The sequence below is a fragment of the Chroococcidiopsis sp. SAG 2025 genome, from assembly GCF_032860985.1.
GTDB lineage: Bacteria > Cyanobacteriota > Cyanobacteriia > Cyanobacteriales > Chroococcidiopsidaceae > Chroococcidiopsis.
On record NZ_JAOCNC010000005.1, the window covers coordinates 158,307 to 177,288 of the forward strand.

Below are 18,982 nucleotides of genomic sequence, written 5' to 3' on the forward strand. Positions count from 1 at the left end.
AAATATGTGGCTTGTAACCATCACTTGTTCATCTGAAGCTTGGAAACGCCTGAGTACTGACTTTCTAGCCATAGCAGATAAGTACCCAGGCACTTGTACCTCCTCCAAAAGAATGCCGAATGGCAAGCGCCTCATGGAATACAAAATTGAGGATGTAGGAGATGCCGAAGCCTTTCAAGATGATTGCCAAAATTTGGAGGGATTTACTGCTGTGTTTGAGTCAATTTAGGCTTTTGTGCGATCGCAGCTCTTGTCGGGTTGAGGATGCGATCGTCGTTCGGGGATTTAAAAACGCAGACTTACGACCCTACGATGGTTATTGGGGGATAGTTCAACGTATTGGCAACAATTGCTTTCACATATATATTAGCCTCAAGGGTGAAACAATCCAGTGCAAAGAGTCAGAAGTGGAATACATGGATATGAACCAGGGCGATGGTCGCGAAGCGAACCGCCTTCGGCATCGCATTACTTTGTTGTCAGTTTCATCGCGAATTAGCAACTTGTTGAAAGCCGAATTGGAAGCAGTGGATTATGCGATTTTAGAGACGATACAACGATCGTTGTATCTCACACCAAGACAGATGCGGTACTTGGAACTAAGAGGTCATTTATAAAGAAAAGTTGAAAGCAGCGAGAATGGAGGCAAGAGGCTTTTACTATGACAAGACAGTAGCCCAAAGCATTGCCTCATGAGTAGAAAAGCTTACAAAAGTGATTTAACCGATCGAGAATGGCAAATCATTGAACCATTAATTCCACCTGTAAGACCAGGAGGACATCCACGTACTGTGGATATGCGTGAGGTAGTAAATGCCATCTTTTATTTGCTGAAAACTGGCTGTGCTTGGGAGATGCTACCACATGACTTCCCACCCTATTCAACGGTTTATTATTACTTTCGGCGTTGGCAAAAACGAGGAATTTGGCAGCAGATAAATCTTGCCTTACGTGAACAAGTACGGATGAAGCTGGGCAAATCTCATCAAGCTACTGCTGCAATTGTGGATAGCCAGTCCGTAAAAACGACGGAAAAAAGGGGAAGTATCCGGCTTTGATGGCGGCAAGCTAGTTAAAGGTCGCAAACGCCATGTCGTAGTAGATCCTCAAGGACTACTAATGGGTGTAGTAATCACCGAAGCTAATGCTTCAGAACGATTAGTGGGACTTTGTAAGAAAGATGGAGCAAATTGAGCTAGAATGCGGGTAGGAGTTGCGTTTTACGTCAGTCTCGACAGGAGCAACGTAAGGTGAAAGATCAAGTACCAGCAGCGATGCCGCAGTGCTTTGAGAACTGGTGTCGTCGGTTTGATGATGTATTTTCGCGTCAGAAGCAGCGGCAGGAATTTCGTGTTTATCTAGGGGGACTGCTGGGTGAGAGTCAGCGCAAAAACCTGAGCCAACTGGTCACAAATACAGTAGATGGCTCCTACAACAGCCTCAGACATTTTCTCAACAATGCCCCTTGGGATGAAGTCAAGCTAAATAATCGGCGGTTGGAGGTGATGCACCAGTGTCGCCAGACGACCCCGAGTCAAGGTTTCACATTGATTGTAGATGATTCGGGACATCGCAAAAGTGGTGCGGCTACTGATGGGGTAGGACGGCAGTACATTGGGGAGATTGGCAAGACTGACAATGGTATTGTGCTGCTGACTACCTACTTGTATGATGGAGTGCGACGTCTGCCGTTAGATGTTGCACTCTATCAACACGCAAGTTTATTCGAGCAAGGCAAGGCAGACCCCAACTTCCAGAAAAAACCTGACCTGGCTCTAGACTTGGTTGACCAATGCTTGAAGCGCGGTTATCGACCGGGTGTGACTGTAATTGATGCAGGCTACGGTAATAACACGCCTTTTCTCAAGCAGTTGGAGTCGAGAAACCTAACTTACGTGGCAGCAATCGCCAAAAACCGCCAAGTTACTGCTCAAACATCAGGTGATGAGTCTGCTCGTAAGCAGGGATTAGAAGCTATTGCTCAAACCTTGGCAGTGGAGCAGTTCACACCTGTGCAACTCAATCTGGAGCAGCCCCGGACAGTTTGGGTGGCGCTGTTACCAGTTCACGTTCCGAAGCTCGAAGGCACTCGCTGGCTGGCGATTCAACTCAATGCCTCTAGTTTCGAGCAAGCGACGGAGGTGGATTACTTTCTCACCAATGCCTCTGACAACCAAGTCAGTGCGGCTTGGGTAGCTCAAACCTAAGTACAGGACAAAAATTGTAGAATATCCAAGAACTCATCCATTTTCTGCTCCAGATTGAGAACAATGTTTCGTAGATGGTCAAAGCCATAACGAAAAATGCTCTTAGCTCTGCGTCCATGCTTTTTAATAGTAAGTGGTTTGAGTTGGTGTAACCATTCACCCGTCAAGATGACCCAACATAAGGCTAATGAGAGCAGTGCCAGCAGCTTACTCAAACGCTCAGAATCGGTTAGATGGGTAGATTCTAAACAAAAACCACGAGTTTTGAAAATGCCGAAAAGTGTTTCAATTCCCCATCGTTGAGCGTAGTCGGAGATAGCTGATTTAGGTGCGGTTTGAGTGGCAACGACTAGTAAAGAATTATCCTCTAATCGCAAGGCGGCAATGTAGACCCAATCTCCCCAGAGTTGTCTTTTGTGGCGTAGAACTTTGTGCTGTCCTACCTGTAGATTCTGAAACAAGACATTGACTTTGAGACTCTGACAGCCATGTCTAAGTTTATGATTTTCGCGAATGCGGATACGAAACGGGGTGAGCGGATCGCTAAGTAGGTAGCTAAACCAATCCTTGCCAACGAATTCTCGATCTGCGGTCAGGCAAGTAATTTCACGCTCACCAAAGCGCTCTAGAAATTGGTTGAACAACTTCATCCGCTCATCGCTATTGGAATTCCCCCGTTTGTCCAGTAAACACCACACCACAGGAAACGCAACTCCCTCATGCACAACTCCCAGCATCAGGATATTGAAAACACACTCTCCAAACTGCCATTCGGTACGGTCGATTGAAAGTACCCAGGGTTCTGGAATATTCATTAGGGTAACAACAGCTTGAGCAATTTCGGCGTAGTCCATTTCATAGTGACGGAAAAATCGTTGGAGTCGTTTGTAATGAGAATCGGTTTGAGTCTTGCCGCTGAATCCGGTTGCCAATTCACTGAAGTTGACAGTTTTGACTCGCAACAGCGCTATGAGAAATGCTGCCACAAAGCTTAGTCGCGCACCATGCCAAGCTAAATGAGGGCGCAAGGCATCTCGAAGTAGAGTAACCTGATTCATAGGGTTTTATGTTCTGAATGTGGTAATTCTCATGAAACCCTTTTTCTTTCTTCATTTGCAAGCTTTTGTCCTGTACTTAGAGCTCAAACATATTCTGCTCGCAACTGGGTGGAGGTCTTCTATCGAGAAGCCAAGGGCTGGTTGGGTTTGAGTGAGTATCAAGTTCGGGATGCTCTGAGTATGAAGCGTCATTGGGTTTTAGTGTTCATCGCTTACACCTTCATCCTTTGGCATCAGTTGACCGGCGGATTCCGCAGACGTTGGGCAACCAAACCCTTACAAACCTTTGCCGAAGCATTGGAGGCATTCCGCACCGCAGTCGAGTTTCGTTTGGTCCGCTGGCTTAATGAGCATGTTGATGTATTTGCCTCTCACAGAGCTAAGTTCGGCTATATTTGGGCTTAGAAAGTTTTAAAGTCCCATTAGGAGCAATAGTGGCATTGCTAGAAGAGTGCTATAACTCTAAGTCTTTAGAGCTAATTTGGGCAGATAGTGGCTACAGTGGAGAGAATTTTGCACAAGCTGTAATGGTAGTCTGCGGTGCAGAAGTAGAAATAGTTAAGCGGATTACAGATGGGTTTGAAGTTTTGCCCAGAAGATGGGTAGTTGAACGAACTTTTGGCTGGCTAGGACGCTATCGACGACTAAGTAAGGATTATGAACTCCTACCGGAAATAAGTGAATCTATGGTCTACGCTGCTATGGTACGGCTGATGCTGAGACGACTAGCTGCTTGATTTTTACTTTATAAATCAGCTCTTATGGAAAAAGATTATGGGGTGAGTTGGTGAAGGGCGATCGCACTCGATTTTTGTCCGAGACAAAATTAGGGAATTGAGGGATGAAAAGCAAATCATGACAATTTGGAGAAACAACACAACTAAGAATTGTTTCTTCGCTCTTCAAGAGATCGGTGGACGCTATAGGTTTCGAGAACCACTGAGAAATCAACTATCTGTATTAGCTTTTCTATGCTCATTCCCAATGCAGAAAATGCGATTGTTGATATCCGTAAGTTGCGTGACTACTGCTTAAATACAGCACATGAGAATGGTAAACACAAAGCACGGCTTTTTTCGTCAATCCTGGGAATGACGGCTGACAATGCGGAAGAATTGCGCCAAATTTTGCTGGAAGTCGTTCAAACTCAAGCAGCGCAATTGGGAAGACAAGATGAGTTTGGGCAGCGTTATACTCTAGACTTTCAGATTGAATGGCAAAATAGAAGTGCGACTGTTCGCAGTGGCTGGATTGTCGAAGGTGATTCGGAAATTCCTAGATTAACAACCTGCTATCCTCTGTAATACTTGGAGGTGATAAGGATGACAAACAATACAGTGAAATTCCTAGATGTTGTAGCCTTGACTGTTGACCTTCCTCAAGTCAATTTGTGGCGGGGACAAGTTGGGACAGTGGTGGAACTGTTGGCTGATGGGAAAGGATTTGAAGTGGAATTCAGCGACCGCAACGGACGGACTTACGAATCTTTAGGGTTGCGTCCAGAGCAAATCATGGTGCTACGTTTCGAGCCAGTATCTCCAGATGCCAAAGCCCAAATGGTCACAGCATAAGTATTACAACAATTCAAATTCAATGAACTGCCAGAAGCCAAACCAGCAGCGAATAAGAAAGTCGAAATTACGCTCACCGACCAAAATGGGGTTGTTTTCACAGCTTTGGTGAATGCTAAAAGCTGGCGGAAAGCCGAAGCCGATGTAGCATCAGCGCGATTGGGGTGGAGCAGGAAAGTGGCAAACTGGGGCAGCGTACAGCAGATGGGTTTGAAGTCATTGAAGCAAGGGTGAGGATTTTCGAGTAAAAATCTAAGCAATCAGTGGCGGAAGCTATCCTTACTAGCTAATAAGTACAAGTTGGGCGATCGCAATTAGCAGATGAGCGATAAACAAAGTAGTAGGGCATAATTAAACGTAAGATAGAGAAAAGCCAAAAACTTGCTGATTTTGACCACTCATGCCTGCTCCTTTACGTATCGTTTTGACAGAGTCAGAAGACCGGACGTTGAGTGAACTTCGGGTTGCCAAAACCGTTGCTCAACGTACCCGAGATCGAGCACAAATGCTTCGACTCAATGCTCAAGGATGGGTAGTGCCAGCGATTGCCGAAATTTTTGAGTGCCAAGAGCAGACAGTGCGCGAAACCATCCGCCGTTGGCAGCAGCAAGGGTTAGGTGGATTATGGGATGCTAGTGGACGAGGAGCTAAAGCCAAATGGCAAGAAGCAGACATGGCCTACCTAGAACAATGCCTAGAGCAAGAAGCCAGAACCTATAATAGTCAACAGCTAGCCCAGAAGCTAGAGCAAGAACGACAGGTAAACCTAAGTGCTGACCGGATTCGCCGCATTCTAAAAAAAAGGGCTTTAGTTGGAAGCGGACTCGACACTCGCAACGGGGCAGACAAGATCCTGAGTACAAAGCACTCAAGCAAGCCGACTTAGACACACTCCAACTAGCTGCCTGTGAAGGGTACATTGACCTGAAGTATCTTGACGAATCGGGATGTTGTCTGGAAAGTCCAGTCAGTTATAGTTACTCTCGCATTGGAGAGCAGAAACACCGAAGAGCAGGTCAAATCCTATGGAGACCGCATTAGTATTCTAGGGATATGGCAACCAGAGCAGTCGTTTGACTATGCTCTGGTACAAGGCAGTTTCCACAAGGAACGCTATGTTAAAGTGATGAACGCTCCTTGCCCAAAAGAGTGAGCAGACATTGCTACAAACCGGACGGCTCACAGTCGTGGTGCAAGATAATGGTTCGGCTCATACCAGTCATCTTGCCCGTGAGCACTGGCAGCAGTGGCAGTCGAAAGGGCTATATCTCTTTTTTCTCCCCCAATACAGTTCACATATGAATCTGATTGAAGCGCAGTGGCATCAACTCAAAACCCATGAAATAGCCGGAAGGATTTTTGATAACGAGTATGATTTAGCGAATGCCATGATTGAGGGCATGGAGAATCGAAGTCAACAAGGGGGATGGACACTGGAACGTTTTATGTTTAAATCTGCCTAGCTACTTACTACATCATAGATTTCTAGAGACGAAGAGCCTTTAGATTCAGAAATATCAATATTGGTCTCGGTCGATAGATTAATCTGCATTGCTAGAAAACGTATGAGAAAGGGTTGTGTCGTAAAACTTTATAAAGGACAGAGCAATTATTACAATTAGTTCTCGTTATCCGGCAAATCCAAAAATTTTCACGAATTCTACTCGTTCCGAGAGGTCGCCTTTTTCCACTCCCTGAATTTGCCCTTTTCTAATAGAGTTCATGATTTCACAACCTATAATTGTCTTTCTTGCCGTGTAAAAGGATTGAAAGAGTTTTTTCTATTTTACTACTAATGCTTGAGTCATATTTCCTAACACCCAGTGTCTGAAAGGGGAAGCGATTGCAGAGATTTATAAATTTTATTTTTTCACCAACGCCAGCCAAGTATTTACCCTATACTAGAAATATCTAAAGCTATGACTGTAATTAAACATGGAGATGATGAAAACAAAGCAATCTGAACAGTAATTATTTGGAACCTAAATCTATCTTAGTCCAACCAAAAATTTGGATGATTCAGATAATACCGTATTGTTTCTAGATCGCTTTAGCTCCCTTGGATGCAACAAATAATTGTAATTCATCCCTTCCCTGTATCGATCCAATAAACTTAATAGAAAAATGCCGGAGAACACAAGCGTATATAAATATCACGCTTGTCATTCACAAAAGCTCTTCTACCATGCATAATCCTGGTGTTATCTATCATTAAAATATCGCCTTTCTGCCAATTAATCTCTACTGTTATTTTTTCGGCAATTTCATTCAATTCAGACATGATTGTATCATCAATATTTGTTCCATCATCAAAGGATACGAGATCAGTCGAGATTGCCATTGCTGGCAGCAAGCTATTAATAAATATCATTGCTTCTCCAGTTCTATTTGGATGTATTGCTGGACAAATATAATAGACATCGATTGACTCGTCTTCATTGATTTGTAGATGAGTATCGTTACTTTTACATGTCTGCTTTACTACATCTAATTCGTCAGTTTTATATCGCTTTCTCCATGCGTCTCGCTCCAGATGACCACAATATTTCAACTTTTTTCGACTGAATAAATCTTTGAGTATATCGCTAAGCTCGTCGAAAAAAAGCTTGCCATCGCAAACGATTGTTGCACCATCTTGTGAAGCTGGGTTAGCACAGAAAAACCAAAGCATAAGAGGAATGTTTTTCTGATAGTACATTTCTCCATGCAATTTAACTTTATCTTTGAAATCATTGACACTTAAAAGAGTAGAATTACCATTAATTACTTTACGCTTGAATACACCTCCTGTATAATCCATAAAATTAGTACTCAATTCATTGCTAAATTTTGTAAAAGTCTCTACATCTGCTTCAAACCCTCTGAATAACAATAGTCCTTGAGCGCGAAACAGGTTAACGATCGATTCTTTACTCAACTCTAAAATACTGCTATTGTTGACGTTAATAATTTGTTGACCGATAGTTTTTGATAGTGGTTGTGTGTAGAATTGTGCGTTCTCTTTCATCTTTATTTTTCACCTATTTGTCAATTTTAACTAGTAGTTTAAAAACTATTCGTCTCGCACTTTTAGGCACTTTAAACATGTATTAGGTGCTGGTTTCGTGTAAAATCACTGTAAATAGCAATGCGACCGCCGCAAATTTGCCCCCTGACAAACAATTATCTCAGATAAAGATTGAAAACTCAACCATTTAGCTAGGATGAGAGCCAACTCAGCTATGGGTCAAACGAGCCGTGTCTAGATCGTTTGGTAATGGTTTTCCTACGGCTTCAGCCAATAGTTGAATGTGACAACAGCGACTATTGGAATAACAACTATGGTAAAAAGCTTGCTCCAATCGAAGTTTCGCAAATTATGGTAGAAAACGTTAAGTCAGCTTTTTGTAACAAGAGCGAATTAATAATGCTGCCTGTATTCTACTAAAATCATTTAAAAAGTCAATTAGTCTGGTTTAGGAGCGGAGAGTCTATCCGATTTATTTTGAATCAGTACCCAAGTTAAGTGCGAGTAATCTGGCAGAACAGAAAGCTGTACCGAGCAATTACCTAAGAACTCTACTTAGTAAGTTATGAGTAAATATCCAGACATTACGCGAGTGCGAAGTTGGTGACTTTTACGGATTAAGAGCTGGGATTGAATATAGGCTAAAACAAAGTCATACAGAAGTTAGACTGGGCGGATTTTCGGATGACTCACTATTCACAGATTGAGTGGTGGCAGGAAATTATTGGTAGTACTTATCTGATAGTAAACTGCACTCAGAACAAATGCACTTTTCTTCAACATTCTCAATCAAAATTTTCCTTACACCCCTGGGGGGATAGTAGAAAGGGCTGGAAGTGCCGCCATTTAAATAGAGAGATGCTTAGGTTTATCGGGACAGTATTTCGTTATTAGAGAAGATACTACTAGCTCCGCACCACTTTCTACAATACAACCAGCCAAATTCAACTCTCTGACTCGATTGTTATTGTTAACATACCCCTTGGCAATCAAGCACGATCGTGAAATAATAATCGGGAAAAGTTAAAGAGCAAGTCACCAGATTAGCGATTTTGCTCCCAGTTAAAACTTCTAATTTCAAAGCCTCGTCTTCTAGACACTCAGCAAGCTTCTCGATGGCTACAGAAAATCCGATACACATAGAGATCGCTTGTCCAACATAGATGCTGCTGCACAACGCTGATTCAAGAAACTAACCTAGCCGAATCTATGCAAACCAGCTTTTTTACCGCCGTCCTTTTACCAATAGGTTTAGCAACCGTAATGCTAGGCATGGGGTTAACCCTCGTGCCAGAAGACTTTCAACGAGTCACCCGCTATCCCAAAGCCGTCGCTATTGGTCTAGTCAGTCAATTGCTGTTTCTCCCCATCGTCGGCTTTCTGGTCACTTCGATCATACCGATGCAGCCGGAAATGGCAGTGGGATTAATGGTACTAGCTCTGTGTCCAGGCGGACCTTCTTCTAACATGATTACTTATTTGGCGAAAGGAGATGTCGCCCTTTCCGTGACATTAACGGCATTGAGTAGCGCCATTACCGTGTTCACAATTCCCATCTTCGCAAATCTATCACTGCAATATTTTGTCGGACAAAATGCGGCGATCGCCTTACCGATCGGGCAAACCATGCTGCAAATTTTCGCGATCGCCATATTACCAATTGTTTTGGGAATGGCGATCCGACAAAAGTTTCCTAACTTAGCCCGCCGACTAGAGAAGACCGCGAACCGGCTTGCCATTGCCTTCCTCGCATTAATTATCGTGGCAATTATGATTAACGAGTGGAATCGCATCCCCTCTTTTATCGCTCAAGTAGGGATTGCGGTAGTAATGCTCAATATAATCTCGATGGCGATTGGATTTTGGTTTGGCAAGTGGTTTAATCTAACATTTGCTCAACGAATTTGTATTGCAATTGAAGTGGGAATTCAAAATGCCACACTAGCGATCGCAATCACTGCCGGACTGTTAAAAAATCCCGATATGGCTGTTCCTGCTGCGATTTACAGCTTAGTTGCATACGCCACCGCCATTCTGACCATTTTTTATGGCAGAAGAGCTGTTCAAAAGATTTATCTGGAGGAGAGATCGCCAGCCAACAATCTATCAGCTCGACCTTAGCAATCGCGCTGTACGACAAAGTCAGTCCGAGCGCATCTCCAGCAATCCACTTACCTTATTTTCGCTCTCAGTTAAAACCAATGATTTCAAAACCCCGTTTTCCCGATGGTTCGTCAGCTCCTCGATGGCTGCAAAAAATCCAGTACGCACAGAACTCGATTGCCTATATGGATACTGCCGCACAGCGCTACGGGGACATTTTTAACGCTCCTGTGATTGGCGATCGCGATGTTGTTTTGTTCATCAGTAATCCCCAAGCGCTACAGCGCATTTTTACGAATGATACAAAGCAATTTATGACTCCACCCAACCAACATATGCAGCCACTGGTTGGAGATTACTCCATTTTTACATTGTCAGGTTCTCGCCATCGCCGAGAGCGTAAGTTATTAATGCCTCCTTTTCATGGAGAACGGATGCAAGCTTATGGACGATCAATCTGTGAAAGGGTTGATAAAGCCATGAGATTGCTATCTGTTGGGACTCGGTTTTCTGCACGGACTTTGGCACAGGAAATCTCTTTAGAAGTCATTCTAAATGTCGTTTTTGGGATCGATAGAGAAGACCGTTTCGAGCGCCTCAAGTCGCTGTTTGTGAAATTCACCGATTCACTGCAATCTCCTGCGATCGCGGGGCTAATTTTCTTCCCTTCTTTGCAAAAAGATTGGGGAGCGCGAAGTCCTTGGGGATACTTGCGGCATCTGCAACGACAGATCGGCGAACTGGTGTACGCCCAAATTAGCGCTCGTCGCAATCAGAGCCATGCGCCTGGTTCAGACATCCTGAGTTTACTAATTTCAGCCCGCGATGAAACAGGTCAACCGATGAGCGATGTCGAATTGCATGATGAGTTAATTACACTCCTTTTAGCAGGTCAAGACACAACCGCAAGTGCGATCGCTTGGGCTTTGTATGGGATTCATCGTCATCCACATGTGGGCGAGAAGTTGCTTGTGGAACTCAATCAACTAGGAAAGGCTCCAGATCCAACAACCATTTTGCGATTACCTTATCTTACAGCCGTTTGTCATGAAACCTTGCGCCTTTTCCCCGTTGCTGTTCTCACCGTTCCTAGAGAGGTCAAAGAACCTGTAGAACTGATGGGTTATCAACTGGAACCTGGAATGAGACTGTATGGCTGTATTTATTTGACACATCAGCGCCGGGACCTCTATCCAGAACCTAAATTGTTTCAGCCAGAGCGCTTTCTAGAACGACAGTTTTCTCCCTATGAATTTATCCCCTTCGGCGGTGGTGCGCGTCGTTGCATTGGGGAAGCGTTAGCCCTATTTGAGATGAAATTAGTCATAGCAACAATGCTTTCTGGTTATCGATTAGCATTAGCAGATCGATCCCCTGAATATCCCGTGCGCCGGGGTATTACTTTTGCTCCTGCTCAGGGGGTACAGATGGTTTTATCAGAAAAACTCTGAGCGACTGCGTAAGTCACGATTAATATCGCAGCACTCGTGCTAGCAATAGCATAACGAAAGCCGCCAGTAGCGCCCCCGCTACAATGCTAAAAATTGCGGCATCAAAACTACCCGTCACCGCCACAATCGAACCAGGAATCAGCGAACCGCCGACACCTCCAAACAGCATAGAAAGCCCATTGTATAGCCCAGTTCCCGCGCCAGCTCGGTGTGAGGGTAACAAACGTTGAACCAGCGCGTATTCTTGCGCGCCGTAGGCACTCTCGCAAAAAACGGCGAGCACAAAGCATAACACTAAAATTGCTAGCTGATTGACGCTCGACGCAATGTAAACAAATACGCCCGCGAGCGCAAATCCAATACTAGCAAGCAGGGCGCGACGCTGGAGCTTATTACCCAAATAAGCCATCAGAGCAATTCCGACGATTCCCGCCGTAAAAATGATTGCTAGAGGATAGCCCAAACGCTCGAAATCGATTCCCTTAGCGCGGTTGAAGTAGGTGGGCAACCAGTTGAGTATACCGGAGGTCTCAGTACAGGACAAAAGCTTGCAAATGGTTGACAGAAAAGGATTTCATGAAAATTACCACATTTAACACATGAAACCCTATGAATCAGGTTACTCTAATCCAAAAAACATTGCAGCCCCACTTGGGTTGGCATGGAGCACGAGTGGCTTTTCTGGCACTGTTCCTAATCGCTTTGTTTCGAGTCAAGACGGTGAATTTGACCCAACTGGCGACGGGATTCATCGGCAAAGCTAAATTGGAATCGAACTACAAACGCTTGCAACGGTTCTTTGGTGAGTTTGAGTTGAATTATTACGCCATTGCCCAATTTGTCGTTCATCTGATGGACATCCCTCAACCGTGGGTTTTGTCTATCGACCGAACGACTTGGGAGTTTGGCGATGTTTGCCACAATATTCTGATGCTAGGGGTCGTCCATAATGGCGTGGCTTTTCCACTGCTGTGGTGGATGCTGGATCAAAAAGGTAACTCTAATACTTCGGAGCGGATTGAATTATTGGAGGAGTTTTTTGAGGTGTTTCCCACGGCTGAAGTAGACGATTTAACGGCTGACCGAGAGTTTCTTGGAACTGATTGGTTTGAGTATTTGTTGGAGCAAGGAATGGTAGAGTTTCGCATTCGCATTCGTGAAAGTGACAAACTCGACAATCTCCAGCAATCGCTCAAAGCCAAAGTGGTCTTCAGCAACCTGAAACCCGGACAGCATCAAGTCTTGCGTCATCGTCGCTACTGTTTGGGGACACTGGGTTTACGTCGCCGCATTGCGACTCGAAGATGGAAAATTTCTGATTGTTGTGACGAACCATCGTCCTCGTCGTGCCATTACTGATTACGCTAAACGGTGGGCAATTGAGACCCTGTTCGGCTGTTTGAAAACCCGTGGGTTTTGTTTAGAGTCAACTCACCTTCAAGACCCAGAACGACTTAGTCGGATGATAGCCTTGCTAACCATTGCCCTGTGCTGGGCATTTTGCACGGGGCAATGGTTAGCTCAACAACGGGCAATCAGCATCAAAAAACACGGACGCAAAGCCAAAAGCATCTTTCGCGCTTGGTTTCGACCATATCCGAAATATTGTTCTCAATTTAGAGCAGAAAATGAATGATTTCTTGAATGTTCTACAATTTTTGTCCTGTACTTAGACCGGAGGTACAGAAGGCATTGAGCGCACCGCCGAGGGTAATTAACCAAAATCGCCAATCTTGCTTGTAATCTCCTCCCTGTGAGTCATTAACTAATTCAGGATCGCTGGTGCTGTAACTGTGGTGCGGCTTATCCTCTACAAAGAACCAAACTAAAGGAAGAGAAAGCAGCATTCCGCCTGTACCGAGGATGGCAAAGGCGATCCGCTAGCCGACAGCTTGGATGAGTGGGATAGTTAGTAACGGTGCGCTGGCAACAGCAAGGATAATTCCCGCCACCCAGATGGCATTGGCACGCGACCGCTCGTTGGGAGGAAACCAACGGCTAGTGATTGCACTCAACATCGGAATATATACTCCTTGCCCAAGTCCCAGTAGCAGACGCAGGACGATCAGTGCAGTCAGAGACTGCCCCAACGGGGCGCTGAGAATAGTGAATAGAGAGAATGCCGCGATCCGCGACGATCACACTCCGCTTCGCTCCAAATCGCTCGGCAAGCGGGCTGAGCAGCATATTTGACAGGGCGTAGGACAAATAGAATGCTCCTAACAGCCATTCACCATGCGCCCCAACTTGGCGATCACTCCAACCAAAATCGCGGGCAATCCGGGGTAGCGCCAGAGCTAGATTATTGCGGTCTAAGTAGTTAACGAATACCGTGACGGCAAGCACTAGAGGAATGCGCCAACGGACTACTTCAGAAGATTTAACACTAGTAGCTGACATTCTTGCTAACCCGAACTCTAAATGAAAAAGAATTGTACAACACAGTTAGTAAAAATTGTTAAGTTTTGCTTTTCTCGCCGTTACAGCGATTATTTAGTTGCTGATACCTCTGTGGTAGTGGACATACAACAAAATGAGAGCGATTCATTCTCAAAATTTAGTTGAACGAATAAAATCAGCTTAATGAAAAGCGATTTGTACTACTTGCGTGGCAAATCTTTAGATATACAGTGCTTGGTAAATGAAGATGAAATTTGTCTAAGATAACTTTTCTATTTAAATAAGATCGAGTAAATTACTAAAAAGCTACGATCAGACTAATCACCAAACTTTTCTAAATAACAAAGTCAATAAAAATTCAGAATGCTCCCCTCTGAAGCACTAGCTCGTGTTAATACCCATCGGCTAATTCTCAACTTACCTCAAATCCAACTGTCATGTTTAGAGTGGAACCAGGGAGGAGAGCCGCTACTGTTGCTGCATGGTTTAGCAGATTGTGGTATGGTGTGGATAAGCTTGGCAGAATCATTGCGCGCTCGCTACCACATTCTTGCTCCCGATCTACGCGGACATGGAGACAGTAGCAAACCAGAGCGAGGCTACAGCTACGCAGATATCATTGTAGACTTAGAAGCTTTAATGGATCGTGTCGGCTGGACTTCAGCTCATGTAGTCGCTCATTCTTGGTCTGCCAAAGTCACGGCAATTTGGGCGCGTCAACAGCCGCAACGCTTTCGCAGTCTAGTGCTGGTCGATCCGTTTTTTCTGGGCACAATGCCTAGTTGGATGAAGCTGACTTTTCCGCTACTCTATCGAGTGCTACCATTCCTGAAAACAATGGGACCATTTGCCAGCTACGAACAAGCTCAACAACAGGCGCGTCAGCTCAAACAATATCGGGGATGGAGTCCTTTGCAGCAAGCGGTATTTCAAGCTGCGATGGAGCAGAAACCAGATGGCAGGTGGGGGAGTAAATTTGTCGTACAAGCGTGGGATGAGATATTTGAGGATGTGATGCGAATTGCAGGGTTGACTCAACCAGTAGAAATTCCGACTCTATTCCTCCAGCCACAAGCGGGAGTGAACCGCACGGCATGGCAATTGCAACCTTATCGCACTTACTTAAAAAACTTGGACATTCAGCAAATCCCAGGCAATCACTGGTGCTTTTTAGTCGAACCCGCAGCTTTTAACTCTTCTGTAGCAGCATTCTTAGAGAGGCAATGCAGCTGATAGATTTTAGCGTATAGGTATGCAAATTAAGTAAACAAAAGCTTGCTCAACTTTTGTAAAACTGCATTATTATTAGTAAACTCAAATTGCTAGCTTCTCGTCTGCTTTATCTCTCTTCTGTCACCCTAGCAGGAAAATAGATAGTCAAACCTTCTATTTTCCTGCTAGGGTGACAGAAGAAAGATTACACTACTCTCGCTTGAAACTCCCAACAGTTATACAAGCAAAGCATTCCTAAGACTACTGGTGTGGAGAAAACTGACTTGATTTAGCACCCAGTACCGAGGATAAAGTTTGCAGTAATTCCGGTGCTGTGTAGGGCTTGGACAAAAATGCTTTCACACCAACACCGGCGGCTTCAGCCACCTTATCATTTGATGCTAGTCCGCTCGTAGCAATTATTTTGAGCGAGTGGTTCATTTTTTGCAATATACGGATAGTTGTTTGACCATCCATATCTGGCATCATCATATCCGTCAACAATACACTGATGTCATTTTTATGCTGGGCGTATAGCGCGATCGCCTCAATTCCATTATTAGCTGTAAGTACCTTGTAGTTGTAGTTTTCCAGCGATATTTTCGTAATTTCACATATGGCGAGTTCATCATCTACAACCAGAATTAATTCTCCGTGTCCTTTTGGTAGTTCCCGAGCTTCTGCTTGCTGCTGTTGAGTGCCTTCCACCGCTGGCAAGTACACCTTGAATTGGGTGCCAACTCCCATCGAGCTTTCCACGGTAACAAAACCGCCATGGCTCTTAATGATGCCGATCGCGGTTGAAAGACCCAGCCCCGTGCCTTTGCCCACCTCTTTAGTCGTAAAAAATGGCTCAAAGATTCTTTCCAAGATTTCAGGCACAATACCTATTCCCCTGTCCGAAACAGTAATGACGCTGTAGGGACCAACAGAGGCTTCCAGATTCATCCGAGCGTAGTTTTCATCAATGAATAGGTTTTCAGCATGAATACTCAAAGTTCCACCGTCTGGCATCGCATCGCGGGCGTTAACTACTAAATTCATCAGCACTTGATGTAGCTGAGTCGCATCTGCACACACAGTCCAAAGGTTTGGCGATATATCCGTGTAAATTTCGATTGATTTGGGAAATGTTTGTTTGGCAATCTGCCTAATTTCCATTAACAGGTGCCGCAGTTGAAGAATCGTGCGCTTACCTTCCAGCCCTCGCGCAAACGACAGTACTTGCTTGACCAAAGCCGCCCCGCGTTTAGCACTAGCTTTCTGTTCCGCCAGCAACTGCTGAGTAAGCGAATCGGGGATTTTCTCCTGCAACAGTTCAGCGACCATCAAAATTGGTCCTAGTACGTTATTTAAGTCGTGAGCAATGCCGCTAGCAAGGGTACCAATGCTCTCCAGTCGTTGGGCACGCAAGAGTTGCGCTTCGAGTTGTTTTTTCTCAGTAACATCGGTATTGACGACGAGAATTGATTTTGGTTGCCCCTGTTCGTCGCGCACTAGCGTCCAGCGGCTATTAATGACAATTTTTCTACCAGATTTGGTGACTTGATACAACTCACCTTGCCACGAACCGCGATCAAGCGTTAATTCCTGGACTTGTTGGAGTGGCAGCGAAGTTTCTTGGTAGAGAAAATCAGCACTCTGTCCCAGGGCTTCTTGTGCCTTCCAACCATACAAACGCTCCGCCCCCTGATTCCAGAATAGGATTTGCCCCTCTAGATTTTGCACGGTAATTGCATCGCTGGCAACATCCAGCAAGGCAGCTTGTTCGCGGATTTTCTCTTCCGAGCGCTGGCGCTCGACCAATTCGGTTTGAACTTGCTCAAACAGCGTGGATTGCTGGATGGCGATCGCTACCTGGGTTGCCAAGTGCTTGAGCAAATCGATCTCCATCTGCTGCCACTGCCGCGGTGACGAACAGTGGTTAGCTACTAACAATCCCCACAGTTCCTCCCCTTGCACAATTGGTACCACCAAGTTGGCTCTAACTTGAAACTGAGCCAGTAAATCGGCATGACATTTGGATAACCTTGATGTGTAGATATCCTCTGTAGCATGGGTTCGTCCCTGTTTGTAAAGCTCCCGACCAGAAGTTTCTCCGAAAAAAGAGTCTTTGCATTTCATTCCCAGGATAGAAGCCCATCTAGAATCTACAGATTCTACTGCTACAAAGCCACTCCAGTCCGGTTCGAAGCGGTAAATAAACACCCGCTCGCTCTGAAGAAACTGCCGGACTTCAGACACAGTAGTGCTTAAAATTTCCTCTAGATTCAATGACTGACGGATGCATTGAGCCATCTGTGCCACCAGCCGCTCTCGCTCGGCTTGCTGTCGCCAGGCTTCTTCCTGACGCTGGCGCTCGGCAAGCTCAGCCAACTGTTGCGCTCGACTCTGCTGTTCGCGCTTGACTTTCTGTCTGTAGTTGCGGAAGAAGTCAGCCAAGGCAGGCTCGTCTTCGAGTAAGGCACCGAGATGCTCTTGGACTCGCCGATCTGTTTCTAAGGCAACTTCTGGGTAGGCTTCCATCCACACATGGCATGATTTGGTGTAAGCGATAAACGCAACTAAATGCTGGTAGTTTACAGAACCTAGAAGCTGGCGTAGCTCTTGACGACAATGCTCGGAAGAATCTTGTAAGGCAATAAATATCGAACAGTAAAATAGGCTGTCTTCAAGTTTCGTGTTTGATTCTAGCAAAGCTGCGAGCGGCTCGGGCTGCGCTGCCAGCAAATTGAGGTGCTCGTCGATGTCAGTTTCTACTGGGGGAGGTGTTTCCAGCAACTCTAACACTTCCCGCGCACTCATTCCTAGAGGACGCAGGGTACAACTATGGCAAATCATGCAGTAAGGAACGGCGCAGAAGCGTGAGAGGTAGGCGGAAAGCTTTTCTTTGAACCGAGCTGACAATGGATTATTCACATACGCACTCAGCGTCTGTTGCCATAAGTTTTCCAAAACCTGGGGATTCTGTTGGGCTGGTCCGAAGAAGGGTGGGACAAAACCAAATTTTGACTCGATTTCTGCCAGAATTTGCTCGCTGGTTCGCCCTGAAGCGATCGCAGGTGCAAGTTGTAGTTCTTCATCTAGAATCTGTTTCATCAGTATCTGTTCTACTAGAGTGCGGGAGCAAAGCGAAGTATTGGAAGTGGGTCGTTGTTATCTATATTGCTATTCCAACAGCAATTCTATTTGGACAAAAATTTTACTCGATCGAAACAGGCGATCGCTTGGGAGTCGTACCCTAATTTCTCCAAGGCAATACCTTTGCCGTACCAAGTTTGCTTGTAGTCTGGATCGATCTCTATAGCTCGATCGAAGCTCTTGACTGCCTTCTCATAACAGCCCCACTCACTCAATGTTCTTCCTCGATCGTGCCAAGCTAGGGAAAAATCTGGTTTGAACTCAATAGCCTGGTCGAAGCTGTTCAGTGCTTGCTCGTATCGCTGTAACTGCCTTAATGCAATCCCTCGGTTATACCAAGCCCAATAGCTATCTGGTTGTATTTCCAACGTCCGGTCAAAGCTCTTGACTGCCTGTTCGTAGTTACCCCAGTCAATTAAGGTAATGCCTCGGTTGTGCCAAAAAGTCGAGATCTTCGGATTGCACTCAATCGCGCGGTCAAAGCTGTTAACCGCAGCGGCGTATTTACCGGACTTACCTAGCGCAATCCCTCGGTTGTGCCACACCCAGCAGGCATTTGGTTGAATAGCCAAGGCTTGGTCAAAATTAGTAATTGCCTGCGCGTGACGACCCAAATTTCCTAGCGCCAAGCCCTGCTGGGACCAGGCTTCAGCATAATCGGGTTGGTACTTCAGTGCTGTGTCAAAAAGGGCGATCGCTGCTTCATATTTTTCTGCTTGATTCTGACGCAATCCCTGCTGGAAAAATAACTCTGCTTCCAGTTTTAAATTTATAGTTCTAAATTCCTGCATCCGACTTAAGTTATATCTTATGTTTATATTCTAGAAAATTT

Annotated in this window: 20 protein-coding genes and 5 pseudogenes; 15 read left to right on the plus strand and 10 right to left on the minus strand. The window is 45.2% G+C overall.

Annotated elements, in window-relative coordinates; genetic code table 11:
- The first annotated feature begins 4 nt into the window (after positions 1-4).
- The 4 genes and pseudogenes from N4J56_RS38125 (at position 5) to N4J56_RS38140 (ending at position 2,207) form a co-directional block, all read left to right on the plus strand.
- Complete coding sequence (locus N4J56_RS38125) at positions 5-229, plus strand: hypothetical protein (protein ID WP_317112153.1); 225 nt, start codon at positions 5-7, stop codon at positions 227-229.
- Positions 180-617, plus strand: a complete 438-nt coding sequence (locus tag N4J56_RS38130; protein WP_317112154.1) for a hypothetical protein — start codon at positions 180-182, stop codon at positions 615-617. The genes N4J56_RS38125 and N4J56_RS38130 overlap by 50 nt, the downstream gene beginning before the upstream one ends.
- 75 nt (positions 618-692) lie before the next feature.
- Positions 693-1,164 (plus strand): annotated as a pseudogene (locus tag N4J56_RS38135) (IS5 family transposase); the annotation flags it as partial.
- Between the two features lie 86 nt (positions 1,165-1,250).
- Entirely contained in the window at positions 1,251-2,207 is a 957-nt protein-coding gene (locus N4J56_RS38140; protein ID WP_317112156.1) for an IS701 family transposase, read from the plus strand.
- On the opposite strand, the gene N4J56_RS38145 is transcribed toward N4J56_RS38140, so the two are convergent.
- Positions 2,204-3,265, minus strand: coding sequence for an IS4 family transposase (locus tag N4J56_RS38145; protein WP_317107380.1), 1,062 nt, complete (start codon positions 3,263-3,265; stop codon positions 2,204-2,206). The two genes, N4J56_RS38140 and N4J56_RS38145, sit on opposite strands and share 4 nt — an antisense overlap.
- A gap of 84 nt (positions 3,266-3,349) precedes the next feature.
- On the opposite strand from N4J56_RS38145, the pseudogene N4J56_RS38150 reads away from it, so the two are divergent.
- The 6 genes and pseudogenes from N4J56_RS38150 to N4J56_RS38175 form a co-directional block, all read left to right on the plus strand.
- Positions 3,350-3,670 (plus strand): annotated as a pseudogene (locus tag N4J56_RS38150) (IS701 family transposase); the annotation flags it as partial.
- A gap of 26 nt (positions 3,671-3,696) precedes the next feature.
- Complete coding sequence (locus N4J56_RS38155; protein ID WP_410500733.1) at positions 3,697-4,002, plus strand: transposase; 306 nt, start codon at positions 3,697-3,699, stop codon at positions 4,000-4,002.
- Positions 4,003-4,236: 234 nt separating this feature from the next.
- Positions 4,237-4,569 (plus strand): DUF6883 domain-containing protein, encoded by a 333-nt coding sequence (locus tag N4J56_RS38160; RefSeq protein WP_317112157.1) that lies wholly within the window; start codon positions 4,237-4,239, stop codon positions 4,567-4,569.
- A gap of 18 nt (positions 4,570-4,587) precedes the next feature.
- Positions 4,588-4,836 (plus strand): DUF4926 domain-containing protein, encoded by a 249-nt coding sequence (locus tag N4J56_RS38165; RefSeq protein WP_317112159.1) that lies wholly within the window; start codon positions 4,588-4,590, stop codon positions 4,834-4,836.
- A gap of 108 nt (positions 4,837-4,944) precedes the next feature.
- Positions 4,945-5,070 carry a hypothetical protein gene (locus N4J56_RS38170; RefSeq protein ID WP_317112160.1) on the plus strand — a complete coding sequence of 42 codons (126 nt, stop codon included), beginning with the start codon at positions 4,945-4,947 and terminating at the stop codon, positions 5,068-5,070.
- 166 nt (positions 5,071-5,236) lie between these two features.
- Positions 5,237-6,299 (plus strand): annotated as a pseudogene (locus N4J56_RS38175) (IS630 family transposase).
- A gap of 165 nt (positions 6,300-6,464) precedes the next feature.
- Here N4J56_RS38175 and N4J56_RS41700 read toward each other — a convergent pair.
- Both N4J56_RS41700 and N4J56_RS38180 read right to left on the minus strand, forming a co-directional pair.
- Positions 6,465-6,560: an integrase gene (locus N4J56_RS41700; protein ID WP_410500804.1), complete on the minus strand. Its 96-nt coding sequence runs from the start codon at positions 6,558-6,560 to the stop codon at positions 6,465-6,467.
- 389 nt (positions 6,561-6,949) lie between these two features.
- Complete coding sequence (locus N4J56_RS38180; protein ID WP_317112161.1) at positions 6,950-7,843, minus strand: TauD/TfdA family dioxygenase; 894 nt, start codon at positions 7,841-7,843, stop codon at positions 6,950-6,952.
- 596 nt (positions 7,844-8,439) lie between these two features.
- On the opposite strand from N4J56_RS38180, the pseudogene N4J56_RS41705 reads away from it, so the two are divergent.
- Positions 8,440-8,576, plus strand: a pseudogene (locus tag N4J56_RS41705) (IS701 family transposase); the annotation flags it as partial.
- A 237-nt stretch (positions 8,577-8,813) separates the two neighbouring features.
- Here N4J56_RS41705 and N4J56_RS38185 read toward each other — a convergent pair.
- Positions 8,814-8,984 carry a hypothetical protein gene (locus N4J56_RS38185; RefSeq protein WP_317112163.1) on the minus strand — a complete coding sequence of 57 codons (171 nt, stop codon included), beginning with the start codon at positions 8,982-8,984 and terminating at the stop codon, positions 8,814-8,816.
- Between the two features lie 68 nt (positions 8,985-9,052).
- On the opposite strand from N4J56_RS38185, the gene N4J56_RS38190 reads away from it, so the two are divergent.
- Both N4J56_RS38190 and N4J56_RS38195 read left to right on the plus strand, forming a co-directional pair.
- Complete coding sequence (locus N4J56_RS38190; protein ID WP_317112165.1) at positions 9,053-9,964, plus strand: bile acid:sodium symporter family protein; 912 nt, start codon at positions 9,053-9,055, stop codon at positions 9,962-9,964.
- An 80-nt stretch (positions 9,965-10,044) separates the two neighbouring features.
- Positions 10,045-11,397, plus strand: a complete 1,353-nt coding sequence (locus N4J56_RS38195) for a cytochrome P450 (protein WP_317112167.1) — start codon at positions 10,045-10,047, stop codon at positions 11,395-11,397.
- A 19-nt stretch (positions 11,398-11,416) separates the two neighbouring features.
- Here the strand turns inward: N4J56_RS38195 and N4J56_RS38200 are convergent, their stop codons facing one another.
- Positions 11,417-11,941 carry an MFS transporter gene (locus tag N4J56_RS38200; RefSeq protein WP_317112168.1) on the minus strand — a complete coding sequence of 175 codons (525 nt, stop codon included), beginning with the start codon at positions 11,939-11,941 and terminating at the stop codon, positions 11,417-11,419.
- Between the two features lie 65 nt (positions 11,942-12,006).
- Here N4J56_RS38200 and N4J56_RS38205 point away from each other — a divergent pair.
- Positions 12,007-13,070: pseudogene (locus tag N4J56_RS38205) on the plus strand (IS4 family transposase).
- On the opposite strand, the gene N4J56_RS38210 reads toward N4J56_RS38205, so the two are convergent.
- The 3 genes from N4J56_RS38210 to N4J56_RS38220 are packed head-to-tail and all read right to left on the minus strand — an operon-like array spanning position 13,047 to position 13,797.
- Entirely contained in the window at positions 13,047-13,244 is a 198-nt protein-coding gene (locus tag N4J56_RS38210; RefSeq protein ID WP_317112169.1) for a hypothetical protein, read from the minus strand. The pseudogene N4J56_RS38205 and the gene N4J56_RS38210 sit on opposite strands and share 24 nt — an antisense overlap.
- A 33-nt stretch (positions 13,245-13,277) precedes the next feature.
- Positions 13,278-13,487, minus strand: coding sequence for an MFS transporter (locus N4J56_RS38215; protein ID WP_317112170.1), 210 nt, complete (start codon positions 13,485-13,487; stop codon positions 13,278-13,280).
- Positions 13,396-13,797 carry an MFS transporter gene (locus N4J56_RS38220; RefSeq protein ID WP_317112172.1) on the minus strand — a complete coding sequence of 134 codons (402 nt, stop codon included), beginning with the start codon at positions 13,795-13,797 and terminating at the stop codon, positions 13,396-13,398. The genes N4J56_RS38215 and N4J56_RS38220 overlap by 92 nt, the downstream gene beginning before the upstream one ends.
- 363 nt (positions 13,798-14,160) lie before the next feature.
- Here N4J56_RS38220 and N4J56_RS38225 point away from each other — a divergent pair, with 363 nt between their 5' ends.
- A complete protein-coding gene (locus N4J56_RS38225; protein WP_317112174.1) occupies positions 14,161-15,030 on the plus strand; it encodes an alpha/beta hydrolase in 870 nt (289 codons plus the stop codon).
- Positions 15,031-15,270: 240 nt separating this feature from the next.
- On the opposite strand, the gene N4J56_RS38230 is transcribed toward N4J56_RS38225, so the two are convergent.
- Both N4J56_RS38230 and N4J56_RS38235 read right to left on the minus strand, forming a co-directional pair.
- Positions 15,271-18,108 (minus strand): GAF domain-containing protein, encoded by a 2,838-nt coding sequence (locus N4J56_RS38230; protein ID WP_317112175.1) that lies wholly within the window; start codon positions 18,106-18,108, stop codon positions 15,271-15,273.
- 86 nt (positions 18,109-18,194) lie between these two features.
- A complete protein-coding gene (locus N4J56_RS38235; protein ID WP_317112176.1) occupies positions 18,195-18,941 on the minus strand; it encodes a tetratricopeptide repeat protein in 747 nt (248 codons plus the stop codon).
- Positions 18,942-18,982 lie beyond the last annotated feature (41 nt).

Excerpts from the sequence above, each read along its gene's own strand:
- N4J56_RS38125 (WP_317112153.1), top strand. The coding sequence starts at position 5 with ATGTGGCTTGTAACCATCACTTGTTCATCTGAAGCTTGGAAACGCCTG.
- N4J56_RS38130 (WP_317112154.1), top strand. The coding sequence starts at position 180 with ATGATTGCCAAAATTTGGAGGGATTTACTGCTGTGTTTGAGTCAATTT.
- N4J56_RS38145 (WP_317107380.1), bottom strand. The coding sequence starts at position 3,265 with ATGAATCAGGTTACTCTACTTCGAGATGCCTTGCGCCCTCATTTAGCT.
- N4J56_RS38160 (WP_317112157.1), top strand. The coding sequence starts at position 4,237 with ATGCTCATTCCCAATGCAGAAAATGCGATTGTTGATATCCGTAAGTTG.
- N4J56_RS38165 (WP_317112159.1), top strand. The coding sequence starts at position 4,588 with ATGACAAACAATACAGTGAAATTCCTAGATGTTGTAGCCTTGACTGTT.
- N4J56_RS41700 (WP_410500804.1), bottom strand. The coding sequence starts at position 6,560 with ATGAACTCTATTAGAAAAGGGCAAATTCAGGGAGTGGAAAAAGGCGAC.
- N4J56_RS38180 (WP_317112161.1), bottom strand. The coding sequence starts at position 7,843 with ATGAAAGAGAACGCACAATTCTACACACAACCACTATCAAAAACTATC.
- N4J56_RS38185 (WP_317112163.1), bottom strand. The coding sequence starts at position 8,984 with ATGTGTATCGGATTTTCTGTAGCCATCGAGAAGCTTGCTGAGTGTCTA.
- N4J56_RS38190 (WP_317112165.1), top strand. The coding sequence starts at position 9,053 with ATGCAAACCAGCTTTTTTACCGCCGTCCTTTTACCAATAGGTTTAGCA.
- N4J56_RS38195 (WP_317112167.1), top strand. The coding sequence starts at position 10,045 with ATGATTTCAAAACCCCGTTTTCCCGATGGTTCGTCAGCTCCTCGATGG.
- N4J56_RS38210 (WP_317112169.1), bottom strand. The coding sequence starts at position 13,244 with ATGCTGCTTTCTCTTCCTTTAGTTTGGTTCTTTGTAGAGGATAAGCCG.
- N4J56_RS38220 (WP_317112172.1), bottom strand. The coding sequence starts at position 13,797 with ATGTCAGCTACTAGTGTTAAATCTTCTGAAGTAGTCCGTTGGCGCATT.
- N4J56_RS38225 (WP_317112174.1), top strand. The coding sequence starts at position 14,161 with ATGCTCCCCTCTGAAGCACTAGCTCGTGTTAATACCCATCGGCTAATT.
- N4J56_RS38230 (WP_317112175.1), bottom strand. The coding sequence starts at position 18,108 with ATGAAACAGATTCTAGATGAAGAACTACAACTTGCACCTGCGATCGCT.
- N4J56_RS38235 (WP_317112176.1), bottom strand. The coding sequence starts at position 18,941 with ATGCAGGAATTTAGAACTATAAATTTAAAACTGGAAGCAGAGTTATTT.